Origin of the sequence: Echinicola rosea (assembly GCF_005281475.1) — a bacterium.
In the GTDB taxonomy this organism is placed as follows: Bacteria; Bacteroidota; Bacteroidia; order Cytophagales; family Cyclobacteriaceae; genus Echinicola; species Echinicola rosea.
On the sequence record NZ_CP040106.1, the window covers coordinates 1,052,333 to 1,073,544 of the forward strand.

The 21,212-nt window shown below is 44.8% G+C and carries 15 protein-coding genes; 6 read left to right on the forward strand and 9 right to left on the reverse strand.

Annotated features, from left to right (window positions below; translation table 11 throughout):
• Window positions 1-3: 3 nt before the first annotated feature.
• Both FDP09_RS04415 and FDP09_RS04420 read right to left on the reverse strand, forming a co-directional pair.
• The gene (locus FDP09_RS04415) at window positions 4-3,381 is read right to left on the reverse strand and encodes a SusC/RagA family TonB-linked outer membrane protein (RefSeq protein WP_137401494.1); all 3,378 of its coding nucleotides are present in this window, start codon (window positions 3,379-3,381) and stop codon (window positions 4-6) included.
• Between the two features lie 52 nt (window positions 3,382-3,433).
• Complete coding sequence (locus FDP09_RS04420; protein WP_137401495.1) at window positions 3,434-4,471, reverse strand: FecR family protein; 1,038 nt, start codon at window positions 4,469-4,471, stop codon at window positions 3,434-3,436.
• A 420-nt stretch (window positions 4,472-4,891) separates the two neighbouring features.
• Here FDP09_RS04420 and FDP09_RS04425 point away from each other — a divergent pair, with 420 nt between their 5' ends.
• Entirely contained in the window at window positions 4,892-7,597 is a 2,706-nt protein-coding gene (locus tag FDP09_RS04425; protein ID WP_137401496.1) for a non-ribosomal peptide synthetase, read from the forward strand.
• 155 nt (window positions 7,598-7,752) lie between these two features.
• On the opposite strand, the gene FDP09_RS04430 is transcribed toward FDP09_RS04425, so the two are convergent.
• Entirely contained in the window at window positions 7,753-8,451 is a 699-nt protein-coding gene (locus FDP09_RS04430; protein ID WP_137401497.1) for a response regulator transcription factor, read from the reverse strand.
• Window positions 8,448-10,163, reverse strand: a complete 1,716-nt coding sequence (locus tag FDP09_RS04435; RefSeq protein ID WP_229683394.1) for a sensor histidine kinase — start codon at window positions 10,161-10,163, stop codon at window positions 8,448-8,450. The genes FDP09_RS04430 and FDP09_RS04435 overlap by 4 nt, the downstream gene beginning before the upstream one ends.
• A 195-nt stretch (window positions 10,164-10,358) precedes the next feature.
• Here FDP09_RS04435 and FDP09_RS04440 point away from each other — a divergent pair, with 195 nt between their 5' ends.
• The 5 genes from FDP09_RS04440 (at window position 10,359) to FDP09_RS04460 (ending at window position 16,113) form a co-directional block, all read left to right on the forward strand.
• A complete protein-coding gene (locus tag FDP09_RS04440; protein ID WP_137401498.1) occupies window positions 10,359-11,009 on the forward strand; it encodes a hypothetical protein in 651 nt (216 codons plus the stop codon).
• Window positions 11,010-11,153: 144 nt separating this feature from the next.
• The gene (gene lysA / locus FDP09_RS04445) at window positions 11,154-12,386 is read left to right on the forward strand and encodes a diaminopimelate decarboxylase (RefSeq protein ID WP_137401499.1); all 1,233 of its coding nucleotides are present in this window, start codon (window positions 11,154-11,156) and stop codon (window positions 12,384-12,386) included.
• Window positions 12,387-13,538: 1,152 nt separating this feature from the next.
• On the forward strand, window positions 13,539-15,080 hold the full coding sequence (gene gltX, locus FDP09_RS04450; protein ID WP_137401500.1) for a glutamate--tRNA ligase: 1,542 nt from the start codon (window positions 13,539-13,541) through the stop codon (window positions 15,078-15,080).
• A gap of 77 nt (window positions 15,081-15,157) precedes the next feature.
• The gene (locus FDP09_RS04455; protein WP_137401501.1) at window positions 15,158-15,361 is read left to right on the forward strand and encodes a hypothetical protein; all 204 of its coding nucleotides are present in this window, start codon (window positions 15,158-15,160) and stop codon (window positions 15,359-15,361) included.
• A gap of 83 nt (window positions 15,362-15,444) precedes the next feature.
• Entirely contained in the window at window positions 15,445-16,113 is a 669-nt protein-coding gene (locus FDP09_RS04460) for a porin family protein (RefSeq protein ID WP_456236449.1), read from the forward strand.
• A 155-nt stretch (window positions 16,114-16,268) separates the two neighbouring features.
• Here FDP09_RS04460 and FDP09_RS04465 read toward each other — a convergent pair whose 3' ends face one another.
• The 5 genes from FDP09_RS04465 to FDP09_RS04485 all read right to left on the reverse strand — a co-directional run bounded on the left by FDP09_RS04465 (window position 16,269) and on the right by FDP09_RS04485 (window position 21,050).
• Window positions 16,269-16,580, reverse strand: coding sequence for a hypothetical protein (locus FDP09_RS04465; RefSeq protein ID WP_137401503.1), 312 nt, complete (start codon window positions 16,578-16,580; stop codon window positions 16,269-16,271).
• 408 nt (window positions 16,581-16,988) lie between these two features.
• A complete protein-coding gene (locus tag FDP09_RS04470; protein ID WP_137401504.1) occupies window positions 16,989-18,107 on the reverse strand; it encodes a DUF4221 family protein in 1,119 nt (372 codons plus the stop codon).
• 135 nt (window positions 18,108-18,242) lie between these two features.
• On the reverse strand, window positions 18,243-19,874 hold the full coding sequence (pruA, locus tag FDP09_RS04475) for an L-glutamate gamma-semialdehyde dehydrogenase (RefSeq protein WP_137401505.1): 1,632 nt from the start codon (window positions 19,872-19,874) through the stop codon (window positions 18,243-18,245).
• Between the two features lie 85 nt (window positions 19,875-19,959).
• Window positions 19,960-20,655, reverse strand: a complete 696-nt coding sequence (locus FDP09_RS04480; RefSeq protein ID WP_137401506.1) for a YjjG family noncanonical pyrimidine nucleotidase — start codon at window positions 20,653-20,655, stop codon at window positions 19,960-19,962.
• Window positions 20,656-20,669: 14 nt separating this feature from the next.
• On the reverse strand, window positions 20,670-21,050 hold the full coding sequence (locus FDP09_RS04485) for an ArsR/SmtB family transcription factor (RefSeq protein WP_137401507.1): 381 nt from the start codon (window positions 21,048-21,050) through the stop codon (window positions 20,670-20,672).
• Between the last annotated feature and the right edge of the window lie 162 nt (window positions 21,051-21,212).

Here is a 21,212-nt window from a genome sequence, read left to right on the forward strand (position 1 = left end):
AACTTAGAATTTAATGTTTGCACCTAGCTGATAAATGGCGTAAGAAGTATTGGTGGCATCCACGCCTGACATGCCCGCACCGGCCCATTCAGGATCAAATCCTTCGTAATTGGTGAACAGAAATGGATTCAGTGCATTGGCATAGATCCGCATGGAGGTCACTCCCCATCGCTCCAGGGCACCCGGAGCGAAATTATAGCCCAAGGTGATGTTTTGGACACGGACAAAAGAAGCATCCTTATTAAACCCGGGATAGCCATAATCCTCGGCATCTTCGCCGTAGTATTGGCCCATGTAGCTGGGTTGGGGGTATTCGTTGGAGTAGCGCGGTGTGGTCACTTCACTATCCCTCAAGTAATAGGGGACATCCAAAATCACTTTGCTGTTAAAATCGGTAAATTCTCCATGGAAAGGGCTGTAAGTGTAAACCCCCTGTTTCGTATATACCGAAGCCGAAAGGTCCCAGTTTCTGTACCTAAAACTCGTCGTAAAAGTACCGATCCAACTTGGTGCAGGCGAGCCCAGCACCGTCATGTCATTGTCAATGTCTATGTTGCCGTCGCCGTTCAGGTCCCTTACTTTGGCGGTACCTTCCATAGCCTGCTGATCTTCTGTGGGCAGTTCATCTCTTTGCCACACGCCATCAAAGACCATTGCATAGACGACGTCCACTGGCTGGCCGATAAACCACCTATTGGGCACATCATCTTCTTTTTTGCCATACAACTCCACGATCTTATTGGTATTTTTGGAGAAGATAAAATTGGTTTCCCACGTAAAATCTCCCGTTTCCACATTGACGGTTTTCAGTTGCAGTTCTACGCCTTTATTGCTGACTGAGCCTACATTGTCCATCATGACTTCCCAGCCGGTGGGCATGGCGAGCTTCCGCTCCATCAGCAGGTTTAGGGACATCCTGTCGTAAACATTCACTTCACCGCTGATGCGGTTTTGGAGAAAGCTAAAGTCAGCCCCAAAGTTCCACTCCCGGGTACGCTCCCAGGTCAGGTTGGAATTGGCAATGGCACTCGGCACAAAACCATCCGCAGTGGTTCCGTCCCAATCGTAATACTTCTGTTGGTTGAGCGAAGACTGAGTGGAGTATGCTGGAATGTTATTGTTTCCGGTGTAGCCGTAGCTGATTCGGAGTTTTAAATTGTCGACTACTGAAGAGCCTTTTAGGAAAGGTTCTTCCGTCATCCTCCAGGCCACTGCTGCTGAAGGAAAAGACGCCCACTTATTTCCCTCCGATAGCTTGGAGGATCCATCCCAGCGAATGGTTCCGGTAACAAGGAATTTGTCCTTAAAGGAATAATTCAGCCTGTTGGTAAATGAAAGAAGCGTAAACTTATTATAACCTGTAGTGGCGTCCCTTTGAGGGGCACTTTGCACATTGTACCAAAGGGAATTGAACGGCACGTCCCTACCATAGGCAAAGGCATTTTCAAGCCGGTTCATCTGGGCAGATTGGATGAAATCATAAGCGATACGGTGGTCTCCAAACTCCTTGTTGTAATTCACTTGATTGTCCCAGATATAGCTGATATTGTTATCATTCCACATCCTGGCTACTGATATGGATCGAGTCGCAAAACGGTCAAAATACTCTCCTGTACGGCCAAATTTGACATTGGGAGAAAAAGTAGTCCTAAAGCTAAGGTTCTTCATGGGACTAAACTTCAAGTAGAAATTGGTAATGGCGTAAAATTGCTCTTCGTTGTATTTCGAGCCGCTCTCCAAAAAGGCATAAGGGTTTACATTGCCCGAAATACCGATCATGGGAGACTGGATCACATTGCCATCTGCATCAAACGCCGGGGCATAAGTGGGCATCCGGAAGAGCTGCTGGGTATAGCCTTGCCGGGAAATCAATTCCCTGTTGGAAAACGCCAGGTTGATATTGGCACCGATGGCAAACATGTCATTTGGCCTGGCATCTACACTGGCCTTGAAATTATATTTCTTGAACCATTGGCCCTCTACGTTTCCGTCATCACTTTGGTACCCGAAACCCACCACGTAGCTGACATTATCGGTAGCGCCAGCGGCAGAGATAAAGTGGTTTTGCTGGATGCTGGGTTTTAGAAACTCACCCAACCAATCCGTCCCGCGCCTGTTGGCCAATGCCTCCTCCCAGTAATTGGTGCCATCTTCGGAAATTACCTCGGGGAAACTATAGGTAGGTGAGTCCACTATCGGTACACCCTGTACCAAGTCACGGGTCGCCTGACGATCGACGTTCCACTGGATACTTTCATCATAGGTATTTAAAAAATCAGGCATATTGGTAAAGGTTCGCACGCCGACAAAACCCGAATAAGAAAAAGTAGGTTTCTGGTTTGACAAGCCCTCTCCAGACCGGGTGGTTACGATCACGACGCCATTGGAGCCCCTAGAACCGTAAATCGCAGTAGAGGAAGCATCTTTCAAAATATCAATCCGCTCAATGTCATTTGGATTTAGGAAATCAATGTTGTCGGTCATCACCCCATCCACCACATAGAGCGGATTCCCTCCTGTGAGGGAATTGGCACCACGGATCTGGATGTCAAATCCACTTCCCACGGAGCCTGTTCGTTGGGTAATATTGACCCCGGCGGCATTGGCCTGAAGGGCTTTCATGGGATTGGTCGCCCCCACGCTGTTGATTTCCCGATTCCCGATAGAAGAAACGGCTCCAGTAAGATCCTTTTTCTTGACTTCGCCATACCCTACCACGACCACTTCATCAAGGCCTGCTAGGTCGCTGTCCAATATAATATCCAAGGTAGTCTGATTGCCCACTGCTACCGTTTTGCTTTGGAAGCCAATGTAGGAAACGGTCAAGTTGGCTCCTTCGGGGACTTCGATGGAGTAATTGCCGTCAAGGTCCGTTACCGTACCATTTTGTGTACCTGTCACTACGATCGATGCCCCGGGAAGGGGATCCCCATCACTGTCTGTCACCCTGCCCGTAACGGTAATTTCGCGGGCATTTTCTTCCGCATTTTTAGGTTTGGGGTTTTCCAATCGGACGTTGATTTGGTCATCCACCTGTTTGAAGCGCAGCGGGGACGATTGGGAAATTTCCATCAAAAGATCGTACAGCTTGATGTTTTTCTTGTGAATCGTAAAACGATTGTCCAACGCAACCGCTTGACGGTCATAGATAAAACGAAAACCCGTCTTGGATTCGATGTGCTCAAATACTTCCCTGGTCGATGCCTGGTCATAATTGACCGAAAGGGTCATGTTCAAATCCTTCCCTTGGCTGTTCATCGCAATCATAGCCGGAAGAGAGGCGTTCTGGACATTGGCAGCATTTACTGTGCCGCTGAGGAGCACAAGCCCTAATAGCCAAATGCTACTTCGCCAGCAGATCGTTTGTATTTTTTCTTTCATAATTTTGGGTTGTTAATTGACGTTCCTTATTTGGATAGGTATTTTCTAGGTTTTATGGATCAAATTTTAGGGTTACATTCTTGCCATCGATTTGAAATTTTACATCATACATAAACTGCATCCCCGTAAGGATATCTTCCAGCTTTTCATTTTCATACCGGCCATTGACCTTCCAGTTTTTGGGAGTGCTCCCATAGACCTGAAAGTCCACACCGTACCATTTGCTTAGCTTATCGATAAATGCCTCAAAATCTGTATCTGTGAAAATGATTACTCCTTCCTTCCATGCAGTGACCTGTGCTATATTGAAATTTCTCCTTGAGAACACTCCACTTTGTGCATGGTAGGTGATTTGTTCGCCGGGAGCTAGGAGTTGTTCTTTGAGGTTGTCAAGCTTTACCCTTACCTTTCCTGTCACCAAGGATACTTCGGTACCATCGCTGTATTTTGGTGCTTTTACATTAAAGGATGTTCCCAGCACTTGGGTTTCCATTCCTTCTGTCTGCACTATAAAGGGCCTACGGGCATCATGGGCAACTTCAAAAAACGCCTCCCCATCCAGCTGCACTATCCGTCGGGAAGCTGCAAACTGCTCTGGAAACACTAGCTTGCTCTCGTAATTCAGGTGGACGATGGTACCGTCTGGCAGGTTGATCTTCGATTTTCTGCCACGGGGATTCTCTGCTGATTTCCAGGTAATCTCTTGTGGGGAAATGACCTCTGTTTCCATGAGTACCTCGCCACTGATAAGTGCCAGCATCAGACATAAGACCAATATAGCTGCCACCTTGAGCCATTGTCCGAAGAAGCCTTGAGCTTTGGAAAAAGTGGCACGTACTGATGGTGGCCCATCCGCCGCTATCACCTTGTCCAGCATGCTGTCCAGTTCCGCCCCATCCAAATGATGCTGCTTGACCTGTAACCGCTCAACAAATTCCCTCGCCTTTAGGAAGCTTTCTTGATCATCAGGATGCTCCTTTATCCATTTCTGCCAGAAATAATTCCGCTCACCTGATGGATGCTTTACCCAATCGACAAAATCCCTCCTTGCGATGAGTTCGTAGAATATGTTTTCGCTTTTATGATCCACGCTATTTAGCTGCCGTTTACTAATACAAGAGCAGGAAACCGGAAATGATACCGGTTTTTTTTAAAAAAAATGTAGGGAAGGTGACGAAATCGGGCGATTTATCGCCAGACCTCCTTTATAAATAGGTTGTTATCAGGTATTTATCACCTTAAAATATTCTTATTCCTAGGAACAAATTCAATAATTCAATTTTTTACGTAATTTTACGAAATACGTTTTTATATTATTGAATTCCGTTTTTATATTTACATTATAAATACTAGCTATTCTTTATATAAATACGTCGGCAAGGGCTACTCCCCCTTCCGCCCAATTTAACTTGCCACCTCTACTACATTTAGGCATTTTTTTCAGAAGGGAAAATATGTCTTAACACGATTACTAGGTTAATTTTTAAGTACCAAACTACTCCTCAAGACTATGGGAATTTCTAAAACACAAGACTATGATGCTGAGCATTTCTTGGCATCCAAAGAAGGATCATCTCCATTTTTAGATGATATTCTACAGGGCCTTGAACAAGGCAGCGACATTCACCAATCTTTTACGGCTTTGTTTCATCAGGTAGCTGATACCTACCCCAATAAAACGGCCATAGAATTCTATCAAAAGACCATTTCTTACCTTGAACTGGAACAAAAATCCAATCAATTTGCTGCGTTTTTGACAGCAGGAAAAGTCATTGAAGGAAGCATACTGGCAATTGCTTTGGACAGGTCGATAGAAATGGTCGTGGCCATGTTGGGTATTGTCAAGGCGGGCTGCACCTACTTGCCGGTAGATCCCAAACTTCCCCACGAAAGAATCCAGTACATGCTGGAAGATGCCGGAGCGAGGGCTATCATTACTTCCAAATCGGTGCTTCAGGAGGTAAAATGCACTGCCGAAAAATTAAATATTGACACTATTTTTCCCATCCTTGATGAATACAGTACCTCTTATGTGGAGCGGATACAGGACACATCCTCGCTAGCATACATTCTTTATACATCCGGCTCCACGGGAAATCCAAAGGGAGTCAAAATCAGCCATAAAAATCTCACCAACCTATTGCTTAGCGTTCAGAAAGCTCCCGGAATGAGTCCTGAAGACCGACTATTGGCGATTACGACCATCTCCTTTGACATTGCTGGGATAGAGCTCTTTTTGCCCCTGATCACGGGGGCCACCATCGTCATGGCAGATTCCGATGCCATTAAGGACGGGAGGTCTTTGCTTGCCCTTCTGAAGGAAAAAGAGATTTCTTTTATGCAGGCGACGCCCGCTACTTGGCGGATGATGGTCATGGCCGGATGGGACAAACCATTACCTGTCCGCATCCTGAGTGGTGGAGAAGCATTCCCCAAAGACTTGGCCATCCGTCTGATGGAACTGTGCGAGGAGGTATGGAATGGATACGGCCCCACCGAAACGACCATTTATTCTACCATGAAGCGGCTCGATCCCTCAGATACACAAATTACCATCGGCAAGCCTATGGCAAATACCGATGTGTACATTCTTGATGAAGCTATGAACCCAGTAGCTGAAGGGGAGGTGGGCGAAATCTACATCAGCGGGGAGGGAGTGGCAAAAGGATACCTCGGCCGGCCGGACCTCACCGCAGAGCGTTTTCTCCCCAATAATTTTGATCTAGATTATCCCATCATTTATAAAACAGGTGACTTGGGATGCTTTCTGCCATCCGGAGAAATTGTATGCAAGGGGCGGATTGACCATCAGGTGAAAATCCGTGGTTTTCGGATTGAGCTAGGCGAAATCGAACAGCAATTGATCAAAGAACCCGCCATCAAAGAGGTTGCCATTCACACTTGGGAAGACATTCCTGGCAATAAACGACTGGTAGCCTACATCGTCTTGGAGGATGCTTCCAGTACGGATGAAAAGAAATTTTCGAAGTTTATTAACCTGTGGAAACAAAACCTGAAGAAGTCCTTACCGACCTACATGATCCCAGTGGATTGGATGCCCCTCGAGAAGCTACCATTAACGGCCAATCAAAAAATTGACCGTAAAGCACTTCCCGAGCCAATACCTGCTCGTCCCTCCTTCGTCAATCCCAAGCAGCAACCAGCCACTGAAACGGAACAGCTGATTCATGACATCTGGTGCAAAAGCCTCAGGATGTCCTCCATTTCCGTGGAGGCAGATTTTTTTGAACTGGGCGGCCATTCGTTGCTGGCTGTGGAGGTCATGACTGCAGTGGATCAAAAGACCGGTAAAAATGTCCCACTGACCACACTCTTTAGCCATCCTACCATCAGGAAATTTGCCGCATATTTGGATCAGAACAGCGGTGATGGAGCATGGGCTTCTTTGGTACCTATCCGATCCAAAGGCCATCTTACCCCACTCTACTTAGTCCATGGCTTGGCGGCCAATGCCGGCACCTTCTATAAGCTCATCGATCGCCTTGATGAGCAACAGCCGATTTACGGATTACAATCCAAAGGTCTCAATGGCATAGATAAGCCCAATGAAACGGTACAGGAAATGGCTGCCCACTACCTCCAGGAAATCCTGGAGCAAAATCCCGACGGACCATATATTTTAGGGGGGTATTCTTTTGGGGGCTACGTGGCATTCGAAATGGCAAGAATGCTGACCGATATGGGAAAGCAGGTCTCCAAGGTTCTTATGTTTGATACCCAAGCGGTCAATTTACCGCAAAAAAATCACCTATCTACTGGCGTACTCTCCAGATTTAATGCTCAATTGGCCAAAAGAAAAGTCCTCTTTCAGGTCATGCTAAAAGCCCCGAAAACTTATCAAAAAATGAAAACCAGGGCCGTAAAGCGTAAAAAAGAGAAGTTATTGCAGAAATTAGGGCTAGCACCGGCACCACCTCAAGATGGTCGGGCAGCAGTGATCAAAAAGATCAGGGAGATAAATCATCAAGCAATGGTGAACTATGCTCCCCATTCCCTGGATGTACCGGTGATCGTGTTCAAGGCAAAAATCATCCCTTCACGATCTGAAAACCACTGGGCAAATGGCTGGACGGACTACAGCAAAAACGTAGTGGTAGTTCCCGTGAAAGGTGACCATTTTACGCTATTCGAAGAACCTTTTGTGGATGATGTCGGAGAAAAGCTAAAACACCTCCTCAACCGAAGCAACCATTAGTATTTTTGATCGCAAAAGTACTAAAGCCTGCCATATGAAATCACGGAATTAGAACGCCTATTTCCGTGATTTTATCTTTGGCAAAATGATGGAAACTCCTTATTCACTTGATCCCATTCAAGCGACAAATGACCAAGCTGCTTGGCCTCAAAAAATCATTCTTCACTCACGACCATCTTAAATCCTTCGCCATGCAGTGTGATGATCTGTACTTTTGGGTCCACTTTGATAAGTTTACGGATTTTGCTGAGGTAAACGTCCATGCTGCGGGCATTAAAATAGCTGTCATCGCCCCAGATCTGCTTGAGTGCATAACTTCTATTTACGGGCTTGTTCAGTTCGGCTGCCAACAGCCGGAGCAACTCGTTTTCTTTGGAAGTAAGCTTGTGCTTTCCCTCATTACTCTCCAGCATCTGCTCGTCATAGTGCAGGATCAAGTCTCCAAAGGCGTAGTTTTTTAAAGCTTGGGCCACATCTTCTTCCTTCTGGGTGCGCCGGAGGATCGCCCCAATCCGAAGCAGGAGCTCTTCCATACTGAAGGGCTTCGTAATATAGTCATCCGCACCGATCTTAAGGCCTTCGATCACATCATCCTTCATGTTTTTGGCCGTCAAATAGATGATAGGGAGGTCTTCTTCTATTTTTTTAATGTCCTTTCCTAAGGTAAAACCATCCTTTTTGGGCATCATAATATCCAATATGGCCAAGTCATATTTACCTTTTTTGAAATTGCTCCAGCCTTCTTCCCCATCCCTACAGAGCATGGTATCATACCCTTTCATGGTCAGGTATTCTTGTAAAATGTCTCCCAAGTTGGGATCGTCTTCCACTACTAAAAGTCTTGCTTTGCTCATTTTTTCCGGGGTAACGTGATCGTAAATGTACTTCCTTTATTAATTTCACTCTCTACAGTAATCTCTCCACAATGCTCCTCCACCATGGTTTTGACGTAGGCCAGTCCCAGGCCGAAGCCTTTTACATCATGGACATTTCCTGTAGGCACTCTATAAAACTTATCAAAGATCTTCTTTACGGATTCCTTGGACATGCCCATCCCATTGTCCTTGATGGTGATGGAAAAACCACCTGCCAGCTCCTTTACCTTTAACGCGATTTGTGGCTTTTCAGCTGAGTATTTATTGGCATTGTCCAACAAGTTATTGATGATATTGGAAAGATGAAAGGCATCTGCTTCGAGATAGGGGACATTGACATCAATCTCCAGCATAATACGCCCGCCTTTTTTCTCTACTTGGAGGTCGAAATGTTTCTTTGCATCCTTTATCAGATCTACAATGTTCACTTGCTCAAACTTCAGCTTGAAATCCTTCTTGTCCAGTGCAGCTGCCTGCAATACTTTCTCCACCTGAGAGCCTAAGCGTTTGTTTTCATCCTTAATGATACCTAGATAGCGGTTGCGGAAGGTGTCCTGATTGATCAACTCCGGATCTTGGAGGGCTTCCACTGCCAAGCTTACGGTAGCTATTGGTGTTTTAAACTCATGGGTCATATTGTTGATAAAATCATTTTTAGTCTCCGAAAGCTTCTTCTGGCGGATGATGACTTTTATCGCATAGACAAAACACAATATGATGATCAGTAAGAAAACAAGCGAACTGGACAGTGGTAACCAAATCTTCTTTAGGATGTGGAGTTGTTTAGAGGGAAAGTGGATAAGAATAAAGTTTTCTTGGCTGATCAGGTCACCCGGAAAAAGCTCTGCTTTAATACTGTTCTGGTGAAAGGATCCCTTATCATCAATGGAATTGACCGGAATCAGTATATCCTTGCTGTCCAAAATGGCCAGTTCAAAATCCCCCGTAATACCTCTTTTCTTCAATTGAGAAGCAATATCCCGGTGAAGTCGTGTGGTATCCACCCTGAGGAATATGTTTTCCTGGGCATCTGCCAATAACTGCGACATGACCACATTCATCAACTCAATTTTCTTATTGGCCTTGACAATGTTCTCAGCAGCATTTTCGGAAATATTGTATTCGTCCGTAATGAGCGCCTCTCGGTTGACCATATAATCCTGCACCTGCACGAAACTGTCCCTTCGAGCTACAAATTCAAGGTACTTTTCCTTTTCCTTCAAGTAAATGGCCATTTCATCCGGTGTAAATAGCTGTTTGGCCACAGAGGCGGGCAATTCGAAGTATTTCTGAAGCTCAAACTGGCTTTCGGGTTTTCCCCCTCTGGAAGCAATCATCCGCTGAAATGTCTGTGACACCTGTGGTACCTTCTGCCTAAAAATGGAATCCAACATCGATGGCCTTCGCTCAATCGATATGGATCGCCGGACATTAAACTCAATAGGCTCTATTTTTTGAAAAAGCATCTGCTTGAAGGTGCTGTCCTTGGCCATGGCATTCAAGATAATATCACTGGTCTCATTCTTCTCCAGTTTGGTAATGCTCGCTGCCAAGGACTGATATACATTCTGCTCGAATCGCTCCTGATTGATCTGGATAGCGTTGGCCACCCAGTAATACTGGAAGCCCACCAAACCCAAGCAGGCCAGCGACATTAACAGAATGATAATTTTCATTTTTGTCTTAGACATGATACAAATTTATAGGTTCTTGCCAAGTAAGCCCGAAGCTTAACAATTTTTAACAAGGCTTAACCTTACGCATGTAGAATTTTATTTCGGAATCGGGTATATTTATTATGTTCAATTTCATGACCCCATCACAAGCCAGTGGTGTTTTATGGGATCATGGTCCTAAACCTGTTTTTTCACTTAATCCATACCGCTATGAAAACAGAATTAAGATGGATGTTGGTTGCATGTTGCTGCTTTATTATCTCTGGTGTATCATTCGGCCAAGAAAAAGAAGGCAACACTCCTATCAAATACTACCTGAATGTCTCTTCAGAAAAAGACGGTGTCAAAGAAGAGGTGACGAAGACCTATAATAGCCGTCAGATCATGGAGAAGGATGCCTACTTTAAGGATTTGGGGATAGTGCTGCCAAAAGGAAAACACGAGAAGTTGGTTTTGGAAACTACCATCGACCAGAAAAAAGTAAGCCTCTCGACGATGCAGTTTGCCGCCATCAAAAGCAAGAATGTCGCGTGGGTGAACCGAGATGACAATGTGGATGTGGCGATCATCAAAGATGGCAAATTCTTAAAGACCTTTGAAAGCGCTGCTCCCAAGCCCACCAAGAAAGTGGTCCTTGGCGTACCGATCCATCAAAGGGATTTCGATTTTGACCCTGTAGAATTAGAAAGAGGCAATACCATGGTGTACAGCAAAGATCGTCAAGTGGAGGTTTTTACCTTTGATAAAGATGAAAATGGTCAGATCGAAATGACTGAAGAAGAGGCTAACAAGACCATCGAACGGCTCGAAAGTCTAATTGAAGCACTAAAAGCGTCCAAAAAGGAGAATGACGGTTTTTAAACAGCGTTTGATATTTGACGCCGATAAAGCACCGGTAATTCATGATAAGTTCTATGAAAGCATAATAGGAAGGCATGACCTTCCTTTTTTTGTTGGTCTGCCTTTTCTATCTTTGCCCTCTTCATTTATTATTATGGATGTATCATGACTATTGACAACCAACAATACCAGATCCAGGGTGTTCCGCTATTGGACATCGCCAAGGAATATGGCACACCAGTGTATGTCTATGACGGACAGAAAATACTGGATCAAGTGGCCACCTTACAAAAAGCCTTTTCTTCTGTAAACCTGAAGATAAAATATGCTACCAAGGCCCTCTCCAACATCAACATTCTCAAGCTAATGAAAAAAGCCGGAACTGGTGTGGATGCGGTGTCCATTGAGGAGGTGAAGCTTTGCCTGCACGTCGGATATGCTCCATCGGAAATCATGTTTACGCCAAACTGCGTTTCTTTTGAAGAAATTCAAGCAGCCGTGGACTTGGGTGTCATGATCAACATCGATAATATTCCTATGCTGGAACATTTTGGCACTTACTATGGCAATAGTGTGCCGCTTTGCATCCGCCTAAACCCGCATATCCTCGCTGGTGGAAACGCCAAAATTTCTGTTGGACACATCGATAGTAAATTTGGTATTTCCATCCTACAATTGAAGCATGTACTCAAAATCGTAGAAGTCCATAACCTAAAAGTCGAAGGACTCCATGTGCATACCGGCTCTGATATTCTGGATGCGGAGGTATTCTTAAAAGGAGCGGAAATCCTCTTTGACGCTGCCAAAGAATTCAAAGATCTCCAATTCCTCGATTTTGGTGGAGGATTTAAGGTAGGCTATAAAGAAGGTGACATCACCACAGATATGGTGGAAGTAGGGAAAAAAGTCTCTGCAGCCTTTAAGGAATTCTGCCAAAACTACGGAAGGGAGCTCGAAATCTGGTTCGAACCAGGCAAGTTCTTGGTCAGCGAATGCGGCCACCTCCTTGTCAATGCCAATGTCGTTAAATCTACGCCAGCTTCTACATTCATTGGGGTCGATTCTGGCCTTAACCACCTGATTCGTCCCATGATGTATGACGCTTACCATGGTGTCGAAAACATTTCCCGTACCACTGGTCCGGATCGGGTCTATACCATCGTAGGCTACATTTGTGAGACAGACACCATCGCCGCTGACAGAAAACTCAAAGAAGTCAAAGAAGGCGATATCCTGGCGATCAAAAATGCCGGTGCCTATGGCTTTAGCATGGCGTCCAACTATAACTCCAGGCTACGTCCTGCAGAAGTCTTAGTGCTGGATGGCAAAGCTCACCTCATCCGGCAACGTGAAAGCTTTGAGGATATCTTGCGCCATCAAGTGGATATAGGGCTATAACTGAAGGAACTACGTGATTTTTACCAATTTTATCACAGATAAAACTTTGAGCATTAGCAGTATATAATTAAATTAGCAATGTAGTAAAACCAAGCACAAGCCCTGGTAGTAATAATTTAATTCACCAAAGCCCGGAGCCAACTCTCCGGGCTTTATTTTTTCAAAAATTTTGGCCGCACCTACGGTAATTGGGGATCAAGCGTAAAAGTTGGGGGCTGCCAGTTTTCTTAATGGAAAAACCACCGATACATAAAAATGCCACAATGTCCCAAAGTCACCAAGTGCATGTAGGGCCTGCATTGAAAGATTACACTCGAAAGCTAGCCCCAGAGGGGCGACACATTCTATAGCTGTTCGGGATGTGTAATCCCCTACGCCATTTATGAAGAGCGCCAACATCAATAAGGATATAGATTATAGCAACTTACGTGCGTTAGCCTGACGGCTATGGGCAGCTAAACAGGCATACCAATGGCCGTCATAAGGAAGCGATACCTTTTTGGAACTTATTAACTGAATCCGCCTTGCAGGTATTGGGCGTTAAGAAATTAAAAAGGGGCGGGAAAGAAGGCAGGCTTGTTTGACGAAATGCTGACCAAAAAGAATGTTGGCAGCTAAAAAGAGGGAGTTTGCCTGCATGAGGGAAGGTTTTAATTTTAGGCCAATAGATGTACACCTGTGCGCCGTGGCGTAGCGGAGGGGTTTTCGGGTTACTTTTTTGACCTGTAGCAAAAAAGTAACAAAGGTAAAGGGATGAAAAACCAACTTGGAATTTAGCTAGAATAATAACTGCCCAAGGAAAAAAGATAGAACCCGTATTTTCCAGATACGCACTAACTAAACGGCATTAAATGTGGGTTTAAGAAAAAAAATCCGCGCAAATCATAATCATCTGCGTTATCAGCGTTCCATCAGTCCCCAGCTTTTCCGCTTGATCCATAACTGAGTCCTTGACCTAATCCGCAGGCCTCGCTGATGGTGTATCTATAGGCGGTTCCTATTTCTGTCCTGAGCATGTCCAAGAAATGCCATTGCATTGGAAAACTCCTTATAGTTTACCTACCCTTTGCCATCTTTTTGTATCTTTGCCTTTTGAATTTGAGACCGGAAATTGCCGGCTTTATCACCTTACAAAAAAGGAAAATCAAAGCAATGACTAAAGAAGTACGCGTTCGTTTTGCTCCATCTCCCACAGGAGCCCTCCATATCGGTGGTGTCCGCACTGCCCTTTACAATTATCTTTTTGCAAAGAAAAATCAGGGTAAATTCCTACTGAGAATAGAAGATACTGACCAGACGAGATTTGTCCCAGGCGCTGAAGAATACATCAGGGAAGCCTTGGAATGGATAGGCATCACGCCAGACGAAAGCCCATGGAAAGAAGGTCCTCACGGCCCGTACCGTCAGTCAGAACGAAAGCCGCTTTACATGCAATATGCCATGGACCTCGTAGAAAAAGGCCATGCGTATTATGCTTTTGATACTTCCGAAGAACTCGATGCCATGCGCGAGCGGCTTACCGCAGCAAGGGTAGTTTCTCCGCAGTACAATTCGATCACCAGGACCCAGATGAAGAATTCCCTGACCCTTCCGGAAGATGAGGTAAAAGCCCGATTGGAATCCGGTGATCCTTATGTGATCCGTCTGAAAGTCCCTAGAAAAGAAGAAATACGCCTGAATGACATGATCCGTGGCTGGGTAATGGTGCATTCCAATACCTTGGACGACAAGGTACTGATGAAATCTGACGGCATGCCCACTTACCACCTTGCCAATATCGTAGATGACCACCTGATGGGCATCACGCATGTAATTCGTGGCGAGGAGTGGTTGCCTTCTGCGCCTATCCACGTTCTATTGTACAGATACTTGGGCTGGGAAGCGACCATGCCGCAGTTTGCCCACCTTCCGCTCCTGCTAAAACCTGACGGAAATGGCAAACTCTCCAAGAGGGATGCGGACAAGAATGGTTTCCCCATTTTCCCAATGGACTGGACAGATCCTCGTACGGGTGATTTCTCCCAAGGATTTAGACAAGCGGGATATTTTCCGGATGCATTTGTAAACTTCCTGGCCTTCTTGGGGTGGAATCCTGGCGATAACCAAGAGATCTTCAGCATGGAAGAGCTGATCAATGCCTTTTCTGTAGAACGCATCGGTAAATCGGGAACGAAATTTGATATCAATAAGGCGAAATGGTTTAACGAACAATACCTCAAAGCTAAGTCAAACCATGATCTGGCCCATTACCTGACCGAAGACCTTAAGAAAGAGGACATCGAAATCCTTCAAGCCAAGGCCGAACAAATCGTGGCCATCATGAAAGAGAGGGCTACATTCCCCGGAGACCTGTGGAAAGAAGGACGGTTTATGCTGATCGCACCTACGGAATTCGATGAAAAAGTAGCTTCCAAAAAATGGAATGAGGATGTCGTGGCCGTACTTACTGCCTTCAAGGATTCCCTTAGCAAGTTTGAAGGGGAATTTACGCCCCAAAGCGCTAAAGCCATGTTGGAGTCTGCTGCGGAAAGCCAAGAAATAAAGCTTGGAAAAGTAATGCAGGCGGTACGACTAGCAGTAACGGGTGTAGGCGCAGGTCCTGATCTCATGGAGATTTTTACCATTATTGGTAAAGATGAGCTAATCAAAAGGATCGATTTTGCGTTAAATACCTTGGAGGTCAAAGCAAAATAATCTTACGTCACCGCCATTTGTGTAGCTTTTGATCTTTTGATACCAATAAATGGCTGTATAAACAGAAAGGAAGCGTCATGGCTAAAAAAAAGAAAAAAGAGGAAACCCCTAAAGTTAATCCCGAGTTGGATGGCTTTAAAATGAACATCGACTCATTTGGGGAAATTTCAAGTTCTTTTCCCATTGATAAAATCAATGAGTTTTTGAACAAAAATGTAGAAGATAAAAAGCTCAAAGACAGGGACGACCTGGACGAGATCAAAAAAGACAAGAAAAAATAGTCCGCTACGGTGGGCTGTTTTTTTCCTTTTTTTAATTCACTTGGCCAAATTAGCAGTTTAATTACATCATATTGAAATCCAGTATCACACCTGTATATAAATTTATCGTTCTCTGCTTGCTGCTGACAGGAACTGCTACATTGGCACATGCTCAACTTAGTGTTGGCTTTCGTGGGGGAGTTTCATACTCTGGCATGTCTTATCGACCCACAGTGGCCATTCCAAAGACAAAAGCTCATGGCGTAAAAAGCAAGCCCATTTACGGCATAGCCATCGAGCATTATTTTAAAAACCATGCGGGAGTGGAGCTGGATATCCAGTATTTGACGACTGGCTATGTCGAGTACAATGAAGATGAAACCCTCTCTAACGAAACGGAGCTGGATTACCTGAAAATCCCCTTTCTATCCAATTTTTATTTTGGACGATCGGGGAGATTCCACATCAAGATGGGACCCCACTTTGGCTATTTGCTTAACGCTACCGATGTCCGGAGAGAATTTGAATCAAAGAATCCTGACTTGCCTATTTTACCTACCTATGGCCAGCCGGGAGATGATCCCAAGAAATTTATGTATGGACTGACTGCTGGCGCCGGTATTTCCAAAGTTTTTGGAAAAAGTACCATTGTCGCTGAAGTAAGGGCTTCTTATGAACTTGGCAGGCCGGAAAGCCAAGACCGGATTTTTGACATGGAAATCACCAACCTGGAGTTTACCGTCTCCTATCTTTTCCAAGTGATGGAGAAATAATAAAGCAGCAGAAAGATTCAACCCAGTTTATGCATTTGGGATCGTCATAGCCTGTCCCGATGGCGGTCGCAATACTTGGCCATGGCGTAGATAGCTGAGTGCATATTCCCAGTTCGATGCCGTTTAGTTAAGGGGATTTCCTTCTTTTCATATACCTAAAAGTCCTTTTTTTGATTGACTTTGGCTGGGGAAACCTGATCATCCTGGTAGATTTTATCCTTTTCCTTTTTTCCATTGATGAAAAAAGAAAGAAAAAAATCTAGGCCGATGGTCTGCCTTTTAAAATGGAACATGGATTTCCCCTGCGACGTGGATCCGTTACCCATTTTAATTTCCACCCGATGGCTACGGCCTAAAACCGAGTGGGTCTCGCTGTTCCACGACGCGAGCCAACTCCCCTTCTTAACGGCCTCCACCATTGGCTGGAAAACAGGCATACCAAGGGCCGTCATAAGGAAGCGATACATCCTTGGGACTTATTAACTGAATCCGCCTTGCAGGTATTGGGCGTTAAGAAATTAAATAGCGGGCGGGCAAAAAGACTGGCTTGTTTGACGAAATGCTGACCAAAAAGAATGTCGGCAGCTAAAAAGAAGGAGTTTGCCTGCATGAGGGAAGGTTTTAATTTTAGGCCAATAGATGCACACCTGTGCGCCGTGGCGTAGCGGCGGGGTTTTTGGGGTTACTTTTTTGACCTGAAGCAAAAAAGTAACAAAGGTAAAGAGATGAAAACCATCTTGGAATTTAGCAGAAAAACAATAGAACCAATATTTCCAGGTACATACTAACTAAACGGCATTGATTCCCGGTTCAAAGACAATTCCTTCATGCCACCGTGAGGATGATTAATTCGGCAGCTCCTATGGTAAAAACTGCTACTCCATTCCAGGTAAAATAATCTTGGCATAGCCTATTTTGTCATCACTTTCCTGCTGGGCAAGTTTCAGGTAAAAGCCATCAGGCATAAAAAATCCCAAAGAAGAAAATTCCCGAGATGTAAATTTCAACTCTGCAGTTTTGGTTAAGCTTTTATCCAATAGAATGAAGCTTTGATGTTCTACTTTACGCTCCGTATCCACTGATAATTTTGCTGCTCTAACCAACAGCTCATGCCAAGGACTGTACTGCAAGGTTCCATACTGACTGGACTCAGGATTTGGATTAAAAACGATGTATTCACCACTTTTGTCTGTTGTGCCACGCAAAAATTCCATGGGTTCACTACTTCCCGCATCCACCCACGAATGCTTTTCATCTCTAATGCAGAGTAGCCTATCATCCGCCGCAAATGAAATATAATGTTCCTTTTTACGGTCCGAATATGCGTGGGAATAGTGACAAAACTCCGAATCATCCAGAAAGTCCTCGTACTTCTCCGGAAAAGTAAAGGGCACATATTTCTCCTCGTCAGTTTGCAAATCATATTGCATTAGCCAGTTTTCATATGCCAACATGGGTGCTTTCAGCACAAATGGGACATCAGTAAGGATGACCTTATTCCCTATGAGGTAAATCGGATTGTGGACAAAAGTGGCATAATGGCTGCTTCCCCTTACAGTGTTTTCGTGGGCAGGGAGATCATGCCTACTGAGTACCTTGGCCCGATGATCTGCCACGATCAGCTGCTTTCCACCGGACAGAAACAGCACGCTGTCTTCACTGATCAAGCTACCAGAAATAAAACTGCCTATGCCATTGGGGCCTTCCTCTTCAAAAGGCTGGGCAGATAAAAGGCTACCCGATTGGGCATCATACAGCAAAAGCCTGCGACCATTAACCTGGCCAAGCAGTACTTTTCCTTCTTTTTCCAGATAGGTAAAATCATTTCCCAGCGACTGTGTATTAATATCTTTTTCAAGCCATAAAGTATCCTTTACCAAATCCCTAAGGTTACCAGATTCTAATGTATTGTTATGAGCTGATTTACTATGGCAACTGAATAGAATTCCGGCCCAAAAGAAGGGTATGATATATCGGGGAAATAGATATTGCATAACTAAAGTTTTTAAAATCTACTAAAAATATAGTCGTCTCGCAAACCTAAATAACTTTTAGGGCAACAAAAGAAAAAGCCATCCGCCGCAGCGGATGGCCATACCAAATGATTACACGTCAATTATCCAATCACTTCACTCTTCACCGAGGAATGGATATCGATAATCGGTTGGCGTGACGAAGGTTTCCTTGATGGTCCTTGGTGATACCCAACGTAGCATATTGATCATTGCTCCTGCCTTATCGTTGGTACCTGATTTTCTCGCACCGCCAAACGGCTGCTGACCAACCACCGCTCCAGTTGGCTTGTCATTGATATAGAAGTTGCCCGCAGCATTTCTGAGCTTTTGCGTGGCCAGCTGCGCAGCGTAACGATCATGGGAGAAGATCGCACCGGTCAATCCATACGGAGAAGTCTTGTCCACTAGCTCGAGTGCCTCCTCAAAATGATCTTCCTGATAGACATAAATGGTCAGCACTGGGCCAAAGATCTCTTCATACATCGTAGTGTACATCGGGTCTTTGGTAAGGAGCACCGTCGGCTCTACAAAGTAGCCCTTAGACTTGTCGTAGTTGCCACCGGCCACGACTTCCAGACCATCTGCTTTTGCCTTGTCGATGTATTTGGCGATTTTGTCAAAGGACTTTTCATCGATTACCGCATTGACGAAGTTGCTGAAATCTTCCGGCCCACCCATTTTGATGGTGGCCAAGTCTTCTTTCATGTATTTTTTCACATCTTCCCAAAGATTGGAAGGGATGTAGGCCCTGGATGCGGCTGAGCATTTTTGGCCTTGGAATTCGAATGCGCCACGAACCAAGCCAGTGGCCAATTGCTTGGCATCAGCAGACTTGTGTGCGATGACAAAGTCCTTACCACCCGTCTCCCCAACGATTCTAGGATATGATTTATATTTCTCGATATTGTTACCGATAGTTTTCCAAATGGTCTGGAATACGGCTGTGGATCCTGTAAAATGAATCCCGGCAAATTCCGGGTGTTCGAAAATCACCTCACCGGCAGAAGGGCCATCCACATAGACCAAATTGATGACACCATCAGGAACGCCCGCTTCCCTGAACACCTGCATCAAGAGATTGGCGGCGTAAATCTGCGTATAGGCTGGCTTCCACACGACGGTATTGCCCATCATGGCAGGTGCTGTAGGCAGGTTTCCCGCGATGGCCGTGAAGTTAAACGGGGTCAAAGCAAAGACAAATCCTTCCAACGGCCGCTGTTCCAACCTATTCCAAACTCCGTCTCCAGAGATAGGAGGCTGCTGCTTGTAGATTTCGGTCATATATTTGACATTGAACCGCAGGAAATCCACGATTTCACAGGCAGAATCAATCTCGGCTTGGAAAGCATTTTTTGATTGTCCCAGCATGGTCGCTGCGTTCATTTTATATCGATAAGGGCCTGCTATTAGATCGGCGGCTTTCAGAAAAATAGCGGCGCGCTGCTCCCATTCCATGGTTTCCCAAGCTTCCTTGGCACCCAAAGCGGCATTGATCGCCTGCTCTACATGGGACTTGTCGCCCTCATGAAAGTGTCCAAGAAGATGCTGATGGTCATGAGGAGGAGACAGCGGAACCTTGTTCCCTGTTCTTACTTCTTCACTTCCAATATACATCGGAACATCTACCTCCTTGGAACGTGCCTCCTGCAGGGCTGCCTGCAGGCTAGCACGGGCGGGTGTCCCTGGTGCATAATCAAAAACCGGTTCATTTTTTGGTTCCGGAACATTAAAAAAACCTTTTAGCATAATGATTTGAGTTTTATATATTCTGTATGAAACAAATATAGGAATATACCCTAAAATACCATGCCAAAGTTAGCTTTTGGAGGGATCACAGTATTTTTTTCAATTCCTCTAAATCACTAATAGTAAACGTCGCCAATAGCTCATTGTTTAGCTTGGAAGGATTAAAAAACACCTGATCAATGGAAGCATTTCTGGCACCCTCAATATCCGAAATGGGATTATCCCCGATCATAAGGCATTCATCCGGTGAAGCCCCCAGTTGGTTCATGGCATATTCAAAAATCCGCTTATCAGGTTTTTTATGCCCCGTGGTTTCTGAGGTGACTACCAGCTGAAAGAAGGACTGGATGCCAGAAGAGGTCATTTTCAGTGCCTGGCTTTCATTAAAGCCATTGGTGATGATGTGAAGCTCGTACTTGGGGTGAAGATATTGCAGGATTTCTATTGAATAGGGAAACAGATGGCGCTTAGACGAGGTACGTTTCATAAAATCCTCTTCCATGGCATGGGGTACGGGGACATTATGCGCGCCAAATTCATCAAATATTCTCCTGAAACGCTCTTTTCTCAGGGTGACCTTATCCAATGCCCCTACATTATAATCCTCCCAAAGCCCATTGTTTACCTGAAGGAAGGTGTGGTAGAAATCATGGTTGGTGGGTACCCCAAGTCCCTCTAGGGCATAAATTTCATATAACTCCGATAAGGATTCCTGCACGTTACGATCGTAATCCCATAACGTGTGGTCCAGATCAAAAAAAAGGTGCTTATACTTTTTCAAAACGATACGTTGGTTTACCGGTACGGATGATTTTCAATTTTATTAATGGCCAGTTCCCTATTGGAACGCAGTATTTCATAAATCTCCTGATCACGTAAAAGATTTACATCTTTTTCAATAAACTTAAAAATCTGGTTGATGATCTCGACCGCTTCATCCAAAATATAATAAAATGTCCATTGGTCGATCCTTTTACTTCCCACCAAGCCTGCGTTTTTCAAGTAGGCGAGGTGTCGGCTTGTTTTGGTTTGGGTAAAGTCCAGAATATGTTCCAGATCGGAAATACACATTTCCTTATTTTGGATCAGGAGGTGGATAATCCTTACCCTGGACTCTTCGGAAAGTGCCTTAAAAACCCGCATCCCGTAATTCAAACTGATATTCTTGAGTCGCATTTAATAACTTTTAACGAAGAAACCTGCCTGAAATTAAGAAAATACGGGGAAAATAACCTATAATAGCAGTTGAATTCAGGGGTGTAGGGCGAACTATTTTAATGTCCTATCGTTTCTTTTAATAAAGGGCTATTTTGAAAATATCATTTACATATCTTGGTT